Genomic DNA, 13,220 nt, shown 5'->3' with positions numbered 1-13,220 from the left:
TCAGCCTCGCGGCGCGAAGGAGTAGAAGGGCATCGCGACCGACTGGCGGCCGGACGTGCGCTTGCGGGCGGGCTTCGAAGGCGTGGTGTCCGCCTCTTCGACGGCCGCCATCGTGTCGGGGTGTTCGACGCCGTCCATCGCGGCGGCGATGGTCGCGAGCGTCGCGGCCTCGGCGGCGAATCCGAGGACTTCGCCGAGGGCGTCGTTGCCGTTCTTCGCCTTGGCGAGGCGGGCTTCGAGGTCGGCGGCGCGCGCTTCGATGCGCTTGGCGGCTGCGGCGGCGTGCTGGCCCTGGGCGGCGAGCTTCGCCAGCTTCGCGTTGGCCGGCGCGGAGTCCGCGGCCGGTTGCACGACGATGGGGGCGAGGACCGAAGCGCCGGTCGACGGCGCGGGGTTGGCGGCCATCAGGCTCAGCACGAGCAGCCCCGAGGTCGCGAACAGCGCGGTGACCGTGTTGTGGAGCTTGCGGTTCATGGTGGGCGTCCTGCTCTGGGTGATCGGTGTTGTAGGCAACTATAACACCACCATTCCCCCGGTCAACAACCAATCGACCCAACTAAAGGCATATCCGACGGGAGGGGGCCGACGGCGGGCAGGGCGGGGCGCTGCGGGCGTGGCAGACTCCGGGTCCCGATCCGCGAGACCCCCGTCATGCGCCGTTTCCTCACTCATGCCGCCGCCGCCACGTTGCTGGCGCTGGCTACCGCCGCCATTGCCGGGCAGGCCGGATTGCTCGACCACAGTTACCGGCCGCTCGCGGGCAAGACACAGGTCGACCTGGAGAAGGCCTACGGCGGCGACGTCGTCCTGGTCGTCAACACCGCGAGCAAGTGCGGATTCACTCCGCAGTTCGAAGCGCTCGAAGCGCTGCACAAGAAGTATTCGGATCGCGGCTTCGCCGTCCTCGGATTCCCGTCGGGCGATTTCAGGGCGCAGGAATTCGACGACGAGAAGCAGATCCAGGAATTCTGCAAACTCACGTATGGGGTGAAGTTCCCCATGTTCGAGAAGGTGCACGTCGTCGGCGCGGACGCCACGCCGCTGTACAAGGATCTCGCCGCCGTGTCGAAGGATCCGCCGAAGTGGAACTTCCACAAGTACCTGATCGGCCGCGACGGCAAGCTGATCGCGAGTTGGGGCTCGAAGACCACGCCCGACGACAAGGCCATCGTCGAGGCCATCGAGAAAGCGTTGACGGCGCGCAAGCCGAAGGGCGCCTGAACCATTGCCCCTGGGGGGCGTTTGCCCCGCGCCCCCGCGGCCGCCGACAATGGTCGGCCGCGCGGCGCGAGCCGGCGCGTTCCCATGCAACACCTCGACAACCTCGACAGGAGTTCCACCGGATGAAGGGTTTCGTGCGCGGCATCGCCGCGTTGCTCGCACTCGTTGCGCTGTCCGCGCACGCGCAGGACAAGGCTCGGCTCGTCACCGAGCGCGACAAGGTGAGCTACATGGCGGGCATGGACGTCGCCGAATCGATCGCCCCCATCGGCCCCGACATCGACTTCCCCGCATTCGAGCGCGCGCTGCGCAACGCGATGGCGGGCAAGCCCCCGCTCATCGACGAAGCCACCGCGAAGAAGACGGGCGAAACGCTGATGGCGCGCATCGGTGCGCGCAACCAGCCCAACGCGAAGCTCCCCGACATTTCGAAGACCGACGTCGGTTTGCTCGTCGGCATCGACCCGGGCCGCCGCCTCGCACCGATCCGGGACGAGATCGACGTGGCCGTGCTCGTGCAGGCCGTGCGCACTGCGCTGTCGGGCGGCAAGCCGCTGATGTCGCCGGAAGAAGCGATGATCGTCCGCCAGGATTTCAGCACGAAGCTCAACGCCGCCGCGGTGGCGCGCGCGCAGGTCGGCGCGGCCGACAACGCGAAGGCCGGCGCCGAGTTCCTGGCGAAGAACAGGACGCAGAAGGGTGTCTTCACCACGAAGTCCGGCCTGCAGTACACGATCCTCCGCCAGGGCGCGGGCCTGCGCCCGAAGCCGGGCGAACGCGTCCGCGTGCTGTATCGCGGCACGCTGCTCGACGGCACCGAATTCGACAGCACCGGCGACGGCCAGCCGCGCACGTTCTCGCTCTCGCAGGTCATCGCCGGCTGGAGCGAAGGCCTGGCGATGATGCCGGTCGGCGGCAAGTACCGGTTCTGGATTCCCGGCGATCTGGCCTACGGCGCCTCGGGCATGCCCCAGGGCAACATCGGTCCGAACGCGACGCTCGTGTTCGATGTCGAACTGCTCGGCGTCGAATGACCCACACGTTGTCTTTTGATTTTCCTTTTCCGATTTCCAAGGAGCGCCCAACGATGAAGCTGTCCATGCGCCACGCACTCGTCCTCACCGCCGCCACCGCGGCCATCTTCGCCGCCGGTTGCAAGGCGCCGGACAAGACCGACGCCAATGCGCCGGCCGCCGCGTCGACTGCCAAGGGCGCGCAGATCGCCGGCCTCCCCACCGAAAAGGACCGCGTGAGCTACATGGTCGGCATGGCGCTGGGCAAGCAGCTCGAGCCGATCAAGGACGAGGTCGACTTCGACGTCATCGCCAAGGCCGTCAAGTCGACGCTCAAGGGTGACAAGCTGTTGATGACCGACGACCAGGCGCGCGAAGTCAGCGAAGCCTTCGGCGAGAAGATGCAGCAGAAGGCCGTGGTCAAGGCCGAAGCCGATGCGAAGAACAACCTCGACGCCGGCAAGAAGTTCCTCGCCGACAACGCAAAGAAGCCGGGCGTGCAAGCCACCGCCTCGGGCCTGCAGTACCAGGTCGTGACCGAAGGCAAGGGCCCGAAGCCGAAGGCCGGCGACGTCGTGCGCGTGCACTACAAGGGCGCCACGCTCGACGGCAAGACCTTCGACAGCTCCTACGAGCGCGGCCAGCCGGTCGTGTTCCCGCTCGACCAGGTCGTGCCGGGCTGGCAGGAAGGCATCCAGCTGATGCCGGTCGGCAGCAAGTTCAAGCTGTGGATCCCGGGCAACCTCGGCTACGGCGAGAAGGGCACGCCGGGCGGCCCGATCGGCCCGAACGCCACGCTCGTGTTCGACGTCGAACTGCTCGACATCGTGCAGGCGCCGGAACAGCCGAAGCAGTAATCCGCATCATTGCAATGACCACGTCACGCCGCGGTTTCACCGTGGCGTGACGACGGCGGCTGCGACCATGCCGCCTTTCCAAGCTCATCAGGGACCTCCATGCGCGTCACCATCTTCGGCACCGGCTACGTCGGGCTCGTCACTGGCACCTGCCTTGCGGAAGTCGGGCACGACGTGGTTTGCGTCGACATCGACCAGGCCAAGGTCGAAGGCCTCAACCGGGGCGTGATCCCGATCTACGAGCCGGGCCTCGAACCGATGGTGAAAGCCAACCACGCCTCGGGCCGTTTGAACTTCACCACCGATGCGGCCGCCGCGATCGAGCACGGCGACGTCGTGTTCATCGCCGTGGGCACGCCGCCGGACGAAGACGGCAGCGCGGACCTCAAGTACGTCCTCGCGGTGGCGCGCACGATCGGCCAGCACGTGCAGCGCGCGGTGGTCGTGGTGAACAAGTCGACCGTGCCGGTCGGCACCGCAGACAAGGTGCATGCGGCGATCGCGAACGAATTGGCGAGCCGTCGCGTCACGCTCGTGTTCGACGTCGTCAGCAATCCCGAATTCCTCAAGGAAGGCGACGCGGTCAACGACTGCATGCGCCCCGACCGCATCGTCATCGGCACCGACAGCGCGCAGGCGCTGGAAAAGCTCAAGCGCCTCTACGCGCCGTTCAATCGCAACCACGAGCGCATCGTGTCGATGGACGTGCGTTCGGCCGAGCTGACCAAGTACGCGGCGAACGCGATGCTCGCCACCAAGATTTCCTTCATGAACGAGATGGCGTGCATCGCCGAGCAGGTGGGCGCCGACATCGAACACGTGCGCCAGGGCATCGGCTCGGATCCGCGCATCGGCTGGCACTTCATCTACCCGGGCGCCGGTTACGGCGGGTCGTGCTTCCCGAAGGACGTGCAGGCGCTGGCATGGACCGCGCAGCAGTACGGCTGCAACCCGCGCCTGCTGGATGCGGTGGAAGCGGTCAACGCCGCGCAGAAGCAGCACCTGTTCGAACTGATGCAGCGTCATTTCCCCGACGGCGTCGCCGGCAAGACCGTCGCGGTGTGGGGCCTGGCGTTCAAGCCCAACACCGACGACATGCGCGCCGCGTCCAGCCGCGAGCTGCTCGCGCAACTGTGGGAGGCCGGCGCGCGCGTGCGTGCGTACGACCCGGAAGCCACGCAGGAAGCCCGCCGCATCTTCGGTACGCGCGACGACCTGCATCTGTGCGCGACGGCCGGCGAAGCGCTGCAGGGCGCCGACGCGCTGGTCGTGGTCACCGAATGGAAGCAGTTCCGCAGCCCGGATTTCGCCAAGCTCGCGAAAACGTTGACGGACAAGGTCGTCTTCGACGGCCGCAACCTCTACGACCCGGAAGAAGTCGAAGCCGCAGGCCTGCAGTACTACGGCATCGGCCGCGGCCGCTCGCTGCGCCGGGAAAAGCAGGCCTGACGCGATGACCAATGGCGATGCGCTCGAAGCGCGCGTGGTGGAACTCGAAACGCGCATCGCCTTCCTCGAAGGCACGCTGGCGGAGATGAGCGACGCGCTCGCCGCCGCGCGCATCGAGGCGCAGCGCAACGCGGACCTGTTCCGCCGTGCGCTGGAAGAAATGAAATCCTCGCGCGCGGGATTCATGGCCGATCCGGCCGACGAACCACCGCCGCCCCATTACTGACGCGCCAGGGCTGCATCGCCGCGCGCGATGCGGTAGCTTTGCGCCGTCGAATCGCACGTCCGCAGTCCCGAAATGAGCGAAACCCTGCGTAACCAGTTGCTCGGCCTGGGCTTCAAGCCGGCGCCGAAACCCGAGCGTCCGAAGCCCGCGCCGCAAGGCGGGAAGCCGCAGCACGGCGCGAAGCCGGGGCAGGGCAAGCCCGCGCACGGCAAGCCCGCGCAAGGGCGCCCGCAGCACGGCAAACCGCCGCACGCCAATGCCAGGCCGCCGCAAGGCAAGCCGCGCACGCGCGAGGACATCGACCTCGCCAAGGCGTACGCCATCCGCGCGCAGAAGGAAAAAGACGAGCGCATCGAAGCCGAACGCCAGAAGCAGGAAGCCGCGCGCCAGCGCCGCGAGGCCAAGGCCGCGCTCGCCACGTTCCTGCAGGGCAAGGGCCTCAATGTCGCCGACGCGGAGATCGCGCGCCACTTCGAATACGGCGGCAAGATCAAGCGCGTGTACGTCACGCAGGCGCAGTTGGCGGCGCTCAACGCCGGCGAACTCGGCGTGCTGCAGAACGACGGCCGCTACGTGCTGGTGGATGCAGCGACGCTCGCGCAGGCCGAAGCAATCTTCGCGCCGGCCGTCGCGCTGAAAGTCGACCCGGACGCCCCACCGCAGGACGACCCCTACGCCGACCCGCAATACCAGGTGCCCGACGACCTGGTCTGGTAGGGCCGCTGGCCGCCACGCCCGCCGCCAAGCGTTGCAAGGTGCGTGACCACCGCACCCGCGCTGCGCACCGAACTCATCGTCGGGGTCACGAGCCATCGCGACCTCGATCCCGCGCAGTTGCCCCATCTGCGTACGCAAGTCCGCGAAGCGCTTGCGGTCCTGCATGAACGCTATCCCGACCTCGCGCTCGTCGTCGTCTCCGCGCTCGCCGAAGGCGGCGACCGGCTCGTCGCCGAAGTCGCGCTAGACGCCGGCGCTCGCCTGGTCGTGCCCTTGCCGCTGCCGATCGACCTGTATCGCGAAGACTTCCCGAGCATCGAGTCGCAGCACGCCTTCGCGCACCTGCTCGCGCAAGCACACACCGTCCCGCTGACGCTGGTCGAACAGGACCTCGACGTGCTGCGTCGCGCGGGACCGCCGCGCGATCGCCAATACCTGCATGCCGGTTTGTTCGTCGCGAACCATTGCCACGTGCTGTTCGCCTTGTGGGACGGACGCGAGGAATACGGCACCGGCGGCACGGCGCAGATCGTGCGGTATTACCTCGGCGGGCCGGTGCCGGGGGCGCGGCGCGCGACCGACAACCTGCGGCAGATGCTCGCGGGCGACGATGATTCGCTGGTGCTGCACTTCAAGGTGCGGCGCAACGGCGACAGCGCGCCCGCGGAGGGGGACAGGCCGTGCTGGTGCACGAGCGCGGGGCAGCGCACGTTCGATGCGGGCATGCCGCCCGAATACGACCGCATCTTCCGGCGCATGCAGGCCTTCGAGATCGACCGCCGCAAGCTCGATCCGCGCGCGGTGCCCGCGGCGAGCGAGGATGTGTCCGAACGGACATGGCGCGAAGCCGACGCACTCGCCGTGCGATACCAGCGGCGCACGCAGTGGGCGATGCGCGCGATCCATTTCGGCGCGGTGGCGATGGGGTTGTCGCTGCTGCTGTACGCCGACCTCGGCGCGCCGGACTGGATGCTGTGGGTGTTCCTGGGGCTGTTCGCCGCGGGCCTGTGCATCGCCATCGCCGCGCATCGCCGCGATTGGCACCGCAAGTACATCGACTACCGCGCGCTCGCCGAAGGCCTGCGCGTGCAGACGTTCTGGCGGCGCGCGGGCCTGACGATCACCGGTGACGCCGAGTTCGCGCACGACAACTTCATGCAGAAGCAGGACGTCGAGCTCGGCTGGATCCGCAACGTGATGCGCCAGGTCGGACTCGCGCGCACGGCGCCGTCCCCGGATGCGGACGATGCGGCGCGCGCCGTCGCCGAAGTGATCGATGCATGGGTCGGCCGCCCCGGGCAATCCGGGCAACTGGCGTATTACGAACGCAAGTCCGTGTTGCGCGAACGCCACCACCTGCGCACGCGCACCGTCGGCGCCGCCTGTTTGTGGACCGGCATCGCGATCAGCATCGTGCTGGCGCTGTTCCACCGCGGCTTCGACGACGCCACGCGCAGCGTGCTGGTGACATTGATGGGTGCGCTCTCGCTCATCGCCGCCGTGCGCGAGGCCTACGCCTATCGCAAGGCCGACAAGGAGCTGGTCAAGCAGTACCGCTTCATGCACCGCATCTATCGCAACGCACGCATGGCGCTCGACGCGGCGGCGGGCACGCAGGAAAAGCGGGAGATCCTGCGTGCGCTCGGCGAGGCGGCGTTGGCCGAACACGCCGAGTGGGCGTTGATGCATCGCGACCGGCCGATTGAACACGGGAGGCCGTAGCGGAAACGACGCTCTTACTCCGGGTCGTAATCCAGGTTCGACGCCAGCCACCGTTCCGCCTGCGCCAGCGTCACGCCCTTGCGCCTGGCGTAATCGGCGACCTGCTCGCGCGACAGCCGCCCGACCACGAAATACTGGCTGCGCGGGTGGCTGAAGTAGTAGCCGGACACCGCCGCCGCCGGGTACATCGCGAAACTCTCCGTGAGCTTCACGCCCGCATGTTTCTCCGCATCGAGCAGTGCGAACAACGTCGCCTTCTCGGTGTGGTCGGGGCACGCGGGATAACCCGGTGCGGGGCGGATGCCGGCGTATTTCTCGTCGATCAACGCATCGTTGTCGAGCGCCTCGTCGGACGCATAACCCCACAACTCGCGACGCACCTGCGCATGCAGGCGTTCGGCCAACGCTTCGGCCAGGCGATCGGCCAGGGCCTTGAGCAGGATCGCGCGATAGTCGTCATGGTCGGCTTCGAAACGCGCAACGTGCGGTTCGATCCCGAGCCCCGCGGTGACGGCGAACCCGCCGATCCAGTCGTCCTTGCCCGAACCTTCGGGCGCGATGAAATCCGCGAGGCAGAAATCCGGGCGATCGGCCGGCTTCTCCGCCTGCTGGCGCAGGAAGTGCAGCGTCGTCCCGTCCGCAAGGCGCACGTCGTCGCCGACCGACCGTGCCGGCCATAGTCCGACCACGGCCTTCGCCGTCAACCATTTCTCGTCGACGATCTGCCGCAACATCGCCTGCGCATCGGCGAACAACTCGCGCGCCTGCGCACCGACCACGGCATCGGAGAGGATCGCGGGATACTTGCCCGCCAGTTCCCACGTGTTGAAGAACGGCGACCAGTCGATGTAAGGCACCAGCTCCGACAACGGCACGTCGTCGAATACCGTGATCCCGGGGTTTCGTGGGGCAGGGGGCGTGTGTTCGGCCCAGCCGCCCTCGAACTTCTGCGCGCGCGCCTTGTCGATCGGCACGAGTCGCTTCGCATCGCCGCGATTGCGGTGCCGCTCGCGGATCTCCGCATAGTCCGCGTCGTTCGCGGCGACGAACGCCGCGCGCAGGTCGCCCGACACCAGTGACTGCGCGACGCCCACCGCGCGCGAGGCATCCTTCACCCACACGGTCGGCGACTTGTACTGCGTGTCGATCTTCAGCGCCGTGTGCGCGCGCGAGGTCGTCGCGCCGCCGATCAGCAGCGGCATCACGAAGCCCTGGCGCTGCATCTCCGCCGCGACGTGGCGCATTTCCTCCAGCGACGGCGTGATCAGCCCCGACAGGCCGATCAGGTCCGCGCCCTCGGCCTTCGCGCGATCGAGGATGACCTGCGAAGGCACCATCACGCCGAGGTCGATCACCTCGAAGTTGTTGCACGCCAGCACCACGCCGACGATGTTCTTCCCGATGTCGTGCACGTCGCCCTTGACGGTCGCCATGACGATCTTGCCGTTCGACTTGCCGGCATCGCCCGTGCGCAGCTTCTCGGCCTCGATGTACGGCAGCAGCCACGCGACGGCCTTCTTCATCACGCGCGCGGACTTCACCACCTGCGGCAGGAACATCTTGCCGGCGCCGAACAGATCGCCGACGACGTTCATGCCGGCCATCAGCGGCCCCTCGATCACGTCGAGCGGACGCGTGGATTGCAGGCGCGCTTCTTCGGTGTCGGTCTCGATGTACGCATCGATGCCGTGCACCAGCGCGTGCGACAGGCGGTCGCCCACCGGCTTGTCGCGCCAGCGCAGGTCCTCGACCTTCTTCTCGCCCTTCTTGCCCTTGAAGCGTTCGGCGATTTCCAGCAACCGCTCGGTGCCGTCGCTGCGGCGGTTGAGGACGACGTCCTCGACGCGCTCGCGCAGGTCGGCATCGAGGTCGTCGTACAATGGCAAAGCGCCGGCGTTGACGATGCCCATGTCCATGCCCGCCCTGATCGCGTGGTACAGGAACACCACGTGGATCGCCTGCCGCACGGCTTCGTTCCCGCGGAAGGAGAACGAAACGTTCGACACGCCGCCGGAGATGTGCGACAGCGGGAAGCGGCGGCGCAACTCGCGCGCCGCCTCGATGAAGTTGACCGCGTAGTTGTCGTGTTCCTCGATGCCGGTGGCGATCGCGAACACGTTGGGGTCGAAGATGATGTCCTCGGGCGGGAAGCCCACTTGCGTCGTCAGCAGGTCGTACGCGCGCGCGCTGATGCCGACCTTGCGCTCGACCGTGTCGGCCTGGCCCGCTTCGTCGAAAGCCATGACGACCACCGCCGCGCCGTAGCGCCGCACGAGCCGCGCCTGGCGCAGGAATTCGTCTTCACCTTCCTTCATCGAAATCGAGTTGACGATGCCCTTGCCCTGCAGGCATTTCAGGCCGGCCTCGATCACCGTCCATTTCGAGCTGTCGACCATCACCGGCACGCGCGCGATGTCGGGCTCGGCGGCGATGAGGTTGAGGAAGGTCGTCATCGCCAGCTCGGCGTCGAGCAGGCCTTCGTCCATGTTGACGTCGAGCACCTGGGCGCCGTTCTCGACCTGCTGGCGCGCCACGACCACCGCTTCGTCGTAGCGGCCTTCGAGGATCAGCTTCTTGAACTGCGCCGAGCCAGTGACGTTCGTGCGTTCGCCGACGTTGACGAAGTTGCTCTGCGGGGTGATCTGCAGCGGCTCCAGGCCGCTCAGGCGCGTGTTGCGGGGGAGGGGGGCGTTCATGCGGCTTCGATGAGCTCCGGCAGCGCGCGCGGAGGCAGCCCGGCGATCGCTTCGCCGATCGCGCGGATGTGGTCGGGCGTCGTGCCGCAACACCCGCCGACGAAATTGAGCAAGCCGCTCGCCGCGAACTCGCGCAGCGTCCCGGCCATGTCTTCCGGCGTTTCGTCGTAGCCGCCGAACGCATTGGGCAGGCCCGCGTTCGGATGCGTGCTGACGTAGGCATCGGCGACCTGGGCCAGCACGTCCACGTGCGCGCGCAGGTCCTTGGCGCCGAGCGCGCAGTTCAGGCCGATGGCGAGCGGACGCGAATGCCGCAGCGAATACCAGAAGGCTTCGGCCGTCTGGCCCGAGAGCGTGCGGCCCGACGCATCCGTGATCGTGCCGGAGATCATGATCGGCAGGCGCACGCCGAATTCCTGGAAGACATCCTCGATGGCGAACACCGCAGACTTCGCATTGAGCGTGTCGAAGATCGTTTCAACCATCAGGATGTCCGCGCCGCCTTCGATCAGGCCGCGCGTGGCGTCGCGATAGGCTTCGGCGAGCTCGTCGAACGTGATCGCGCGGAAGCCGGGGCGATTCACGTCGGGGCTCAGCGAGGCAGTGCGGCTCGTCGGGCCGAGCACGCCGACGACGAAGCGTGGCTTCGACGGGTCGCGCGCTTCGGCCGCATCGCATGCGGCGCGGGCGAGCTTCGCCGATTCGAAGTTCAGTTCACGCACCAGGTGTTGGAGGCGATAGTCGGACAGCGACACCGACGTCGAATTGAACGTGTTGGTCTCGATCAGGTCCGCGCCCGCGTCGAGATACTGCGCGTGGATGTCGCGGATGATGTCCGGCCGCGTCAGCGTCAGCAGGTCGTTGTTGCCTTTCTGGTCGTGCGCTTCGCAGCCGCAACCGTCACCGTGTGCGTGGCCGTCGTTCGCGAACAGCGCGTCGTACCCGTGCGCGAAGCGTTCGCCGCGGTAGTCGGCTTCGCCGAGTTCATGGCGCTGGATCATCGTGCCCATCGCGCCGTCGAGCAGCAGGATCCGTTCGGCCAATGCCGATTCGAGCGCGGCCACGCGCGCGGGGTTCTTCCAGGGCAGGGTCTTCGGATCGGTCACGGTTTGACTCCCAGCAGCGACAACACTTCGAAATGGGGCGGGCGGCGCTCGCGCGTCACGGTGCCGGCGTTGGCGATCTCCAGCCCGGCCTTCTCGGCGAACTTGCGCAAGTCCTTCTCCGTGAAGCCCAGGTTGGCGTGGCCGTAGGCCTCGACCACCGCCTTGTGTTCGTGGCGCGCCAGGCTCGAGAGCAGCAGGCGGCCGCCGCGGCGCAGCACGCGCGCGCCTTCGGCCACGGCCTGCGCCGGCTTGGCCGCGTAGGTGAGGGCATGCATCAACACGACGAGGTCGAAGCTCGCATCGGCGAACGGCAGGGCATGCATGTCGCCTTCGCGGACTTCGACGTTCGGATACGGCTTCAGGCGTTCACTGGCGGCGGCGACCACGCGCGCGCTGGCATCGATGCACACGTACTTGCGGGCGTGGGGCGCGAGCAGTTCGGCCAGCACGCCGTCGCCCGAGGCGATGTCGAGCACGTCGCCCGGACTCAGCAGTGGCAGCGCGGTGCGTGCGAGCGCTTCCCAGGTGCGGCCCGGCGAGTAGTGGCGCTCCATGTCGCCGGCCACCGAGTCCGCCCAGTTCTGGTCGGCCGCGCGCATCGCGAGCACGCCGGGGACGCGTTCGGCGTCCTGGCGCAGCAACGGGTCGTCCGATCCGCTGCGCAACGCCTGCCAGAGGGCGCGCTGTGCGGGGTCGAGGGCGGCTTCGTCGTAGCGGTAATACGCGCTCACGCCGGCGCGGCGATCGCGCACCAGCCCGGCTTCCTTCAGCTTGGCCAGGTGCGTGGACACGCGCGGCTGCGCCAGCCGAGTGATCGAGGAGAGCTCGGCGACGGTGAGTTCCTCGCCTTCGAGCAGGGCCAGCAGGCGCACGCGCGTGGCATCGGCGAGCACCTTCAGGCGGACCGACCAGCCTTCGAGATCCATTGGCGGGTTTCATCCGTCGATCAAGATATAGAGATAAGTCTGGCCCCCGGGGCCGCCGGGGGTCAAGCGGCGCGCGTGCGCGGCTACAATTCCGCTTCTTCATCCCCGCCCGGAGTGCGCCAAGTGGATTTCCGCTTCACCGAAGAGCAGTTGATGATCCAGGACATCGCGCGGCGCATCGCGCGCGAGAAGATCGCGCCCACGGCCGAACACTTCGACCGCAGCGGCGAGTTCCCCCTCGAGAACATCCGCACCCTGGGCGAAAACGGCCTGATGGGCATCGAAGTGCCGGCCGAATACGGCGGCGCCGGGCTCGACCCGGTCGGCTACGTGCTGGCGATGGTCGAAGTCGCCGCGGCCGACGCCGCGCACTCGACGATCATGTCGGTCAACAACTCGCTGTTCTGCAACGGCATCCTGACCCACGGCACCGAGGCGCAGAAGCAGAAGTACGTGCGCGCCATCGCCGAGGGCGCCGAGATCGGCGCGTTCGCGCTGACCGAGCCGCAGTCCGGTTCCGACGCCACCGCCATGCGCTGCCGCGCGGTGAAGCAGGCCGACGGCACGTTCGTCATCAACGGCAAGAAGAGCTGGATCACCTCCGGCCCGGTGGCCAAGTACATCGTGCTGTTCGCGATGACCGACCCGGACAAGGGCGCGCGCGGCATCACTGCGTTCCTGGTCGACACCGACAAGCCCGGCTTCAGCCGCGGGAAGACCGAGCCCAAGCTCGGCATCCGCGCCTCGGCCACCTGCGAAATCGAGTTCGTGGACTACGTCGCCACCGCCGACGAAGTGCTGGGCGACGAAGGCCACGGCTTCAAGATCGCCATGGGCGTCCTCGACGCCGGCCGCATCGGCATCGCCTCGCAGGCCATCGGCATCGGCCGCGCGGCATACGAGGCCTCGCTGGCCTACGTGCGCGAGCGCAAGGCCTTCGGCGTGCCGATCGGCACGTTCCAGATGACGCAGGCCAAGATCGCCGACATGAAATGCAAGCTCGATGCGGCGACGCTGCTCACGCTGCGCGCGGCCTGGCTGAAGGGCCAGGGCCAGAAGTTCACGACGGAAGCCGCGATCGCCAAGCTCACCGCCTCGGAAGCGGCGATGTGGATCGCCCACCAGGCCGTGCAGATCCATGCGGGCATGGGTTACTCGAAGGAAATGCCGATCGAGCGCTATTTCCGCGACGCGAAGATCACCGAGATCTACGAAGGCACCAGCGAGATCCAGCGCCTGGTCATCGCCCGCCACGAAACCGGCCTGCGCTGAACCAGCGCGCCTGCA

The 13,220-nt window shown here is 67.9% G+C and carries 12 protein-coding genes; 8 read left to right on the top strand and 4 right to left on the bottom strand.

Going from position 1 to position 13,220, the window contains the following annotated elements; translation table 11 throughout:
- Nucleotides 1-474, bottom strand: coding sequence for a hypothetical protein (locus LF41_RS00965; protein WP_036164526.1), 474 nt, complete (start codon nucleotides 472-474; stop codon nucleotides 1-3).
- Between the two features lie 177 nt (nucleotides 475-651).
- Between LF41_RS00965 and LF41_RS00960 the strand changes: the two genes are divergently transcribed.
- From LF41_RS00960 to LF41_RS00930, 7 genes are all read left to right on the top strand, one after another.
- Nucleotides 652-1,221, top strand: coding sequence for a glutathione peroxidase (locus LF41_RS00960; RefSeq protein ID WP_052116011.1), 570 nt, complete (start codon nucleotides 652-654; stop codon nucleotides 1,219-1,221).
- A gap of 122 nt (nucleotides 1,222-1,343) precedes the next feature.
- Nucleotides 1,344-2,255, top strand: a complete 912-nt coding sequence (locus tag LF41_RS00955) for an FKBP-type peptidyl-prolyl cis-trans isomerase N-terminal domain-containing protein (RefSeq protein ID WP_036164523.1) — start codon at nucleotides 1,344-1,346, stop codon at nucleotides 2,253-2,255.
- Nucleotides 2,256-2,308: 53 nt separating this feature from the next.
- Nucleotides 2,309-3,091 (top strand): FKBP-type peptidyl-prolyl cis-trans isomerase, encoded by a 783-nt coding sequence (locus tag LF41_RS00950; protein ID WP_036164520.1) that lies wholly within the window; start codon nucleotides 2,309-2,311, stop codon nucleotides 3,089-3,091.
- Between the two features lie 99 nt (nucleotides 3,092-3,190).
- Entirely contained in the window at nucleotides 3,191-4,540 is a 1,350-nt protein-coding gene (locus LF41_RS00945; RefSeq protein WP_036164517.1) for a UDP-glucose dehydrogenase family protein, read from the top strand.
- Nucleotides 4,541-4,544: 4 nt separating this feature from the next.
- Nucleotides 4,545-4,766 carry a SlyX family protein gene (locus LF41_RS00940; RefSeq protein WP_036164514.1) on the top strand — a complete coding sequence of 74 codons (222 nt, stop codon included), beginning with the start codon at nucleotides 4,545-4,547 and terminating at the stop codon, nucleotides 4,764-4,766.
- 72 nt (nucleotides 4,767-4,838) lie between these two features.
- Complete coding sequence (locus LF41_RS00935) at nucleotides 4,839-5,483, top strand: DUF2058 domain-containing protein (RefSeq protein ID WP_036164511.1); 645 nt, start codon at nucleotides 4,839-4,841, stop codon at nucleotides 5,481-5,483.
- 42 nt (nucleotides 5,484-5,525) lie between these two features.
- On the top strand, nucleotides 5,526-7,205 hold the full coding sequence (locus LF41_RS00930) for a hypothetical protein (protein ID WP_052116010.1): 1,680 nt from the start codon (nucleotides 5,526-5,528) through the stop codon (nucleotides 7,203-7,205).
- 14 nt (nucleotides 7,206-7,219) lie between these two features.
- Here LF41_RS00930 and metH read toward each other — a convergent pair whose 3' ends face one another.
- The 3 genes from metH to LF41_RS00915 are packed head-to-tail and all read right to left on the bottom strand — an operon-like array spanning nucleotide 7,220 to nucleotide 11,933.
- Nucleotides 7,220-9,901, bottom strand: a complete 2,682-nt coding sequence (metH, locus tag LF41_RS00925; RefSeq protein WP_036164509.1) for a methionine synthase — start codon at nucleotides 9,899-9,901, stop codon at nucleotides 7,220-7,222.
- Nucleotides 9,898-11,007 carry a homocysteine S-methyltransferase family protein gene (locus LF41_RS00920; protein WP_036164507.1) on the bottom strand — a complete coding sequence of 370 codons (1,110 nt, stop codon included), beginning with the start codon at nucleotides 11,005-11,007 and terminating at the stop codon, nucleotides 9,898-9,900. The genes metH and LF41_RS00920 overlap by 4 nt, the downstream gene beginning before the upstream one ends.
- Nucleotides 11,004-11,933 carry an ArsR/SmtB family transcription factor gene (locus LF41_RS00915; RefSeq protein WP_036164505.1) on the bottom strand — a complete coding sequence of 310 codons (930 nt, stop codon included), beginning with the start codon at nucleotides 11,931-11,933 and terminating at the stop codon, nucleotides 11,004-11,006. The genes LF41_RS00920 and LF41_RS00915 overlap by 4 nt, the downstream gene beginning before the upstream one ends.
- Nucleotides 11,934-12,047: 114 nt before the next feature.
- Here LF41_RS00915 and LF41_RS00910 point away from each other — a divergent pair, with 114 nt between their 5' ends.
- Nucleotides 12,048-13,205 (top strand): acyl-CoA dehydrogenase family protein, encoded by a 1,158-nt coding sequence (locus LF41_RS00910; protein ID WP_338037838.1) that lies wholly within the window; start codon nucleotides 12,048-12,050, stop codon nucleotides 13,203-13,205.
- Nucleotides 13,206-13,220 lie beyond the last annotated feature (15 nt).

This window comes from Lysobacter dokdonensis DS-58 (genome assembly GCF_000770795.1).
GTDB lineage: Bacteria > Pseudomonadota > Gammaproteobacteria > Xanthomonadales > Xanthomonadaceae > Noviluteimonas > Noviluteimonas dokdonensis.
This window is presented reverse-complemented; position numbering and strand designations above follow the sequence as displayed.

Coding starts and splice junctions, on each gene's coding strand:
- LF41_RS00965 (WP_036164526.1), bottom strand. CDS start 474: ATGAACCGCAAGCTCCACAACACGGTCACCGCGCTGTTCGCGACCTCG.
- LF41_RS00945 (WP_036164517.1), top strand. CDS start 3,191: ATGCGCGTCACCATCTTCGGCACCGGCTACGTCGGGCTCGTCACTGGC.
- LF41_RS00940 (WP_036164514.1), top strand. CDS start 4,545: ATGACCAATGGCGATGCGCTCGAAGCGCGCGTGGTGGAACTCGAAACG.
- LF41_RS00935 (WP_036164511.1), top strand. CDS start 4,839: ATGAGCGAAACCCTGCGTAACCAGTTGCTCGGCCTGGGCTTCAAGCCG.
- LF41_RS00955 (WP_036164523.1), top strand. CDS start 1,344: ATGAAGGGTTTCGTGCGCGGCATCGCCGCGTTGCTCGCACTCGTTGCG.
- LF41_RS00950 (WP_036164520.1), top strand. CDS start 2,309: ATGAAGCTGTCCATGCGCCACGCACTCGTCCTCACCGCCGCCACCGCG.
- metH (WP_036164509.1), bottom strand. CDS start 9,901: ATGAACGCCCCCCTCCCCCGCAACACGCGCCTGAGCGGCCTGGAGCCG.
- LF41_RS00960 (WP_052116011.1), top strand. CDS start 652: ATGCGCCGTTTCCTCACTCATGCCGCCGCCGCCACGTTGCTGGCGCTG.
- LF41_RS00915 (WP_036164505.1), bottom strand. CDS start 11,933: ATGGATCTCGAAGGCTGGTCGGTCCGCCTGAAGGTGCTCGCCGATGCC.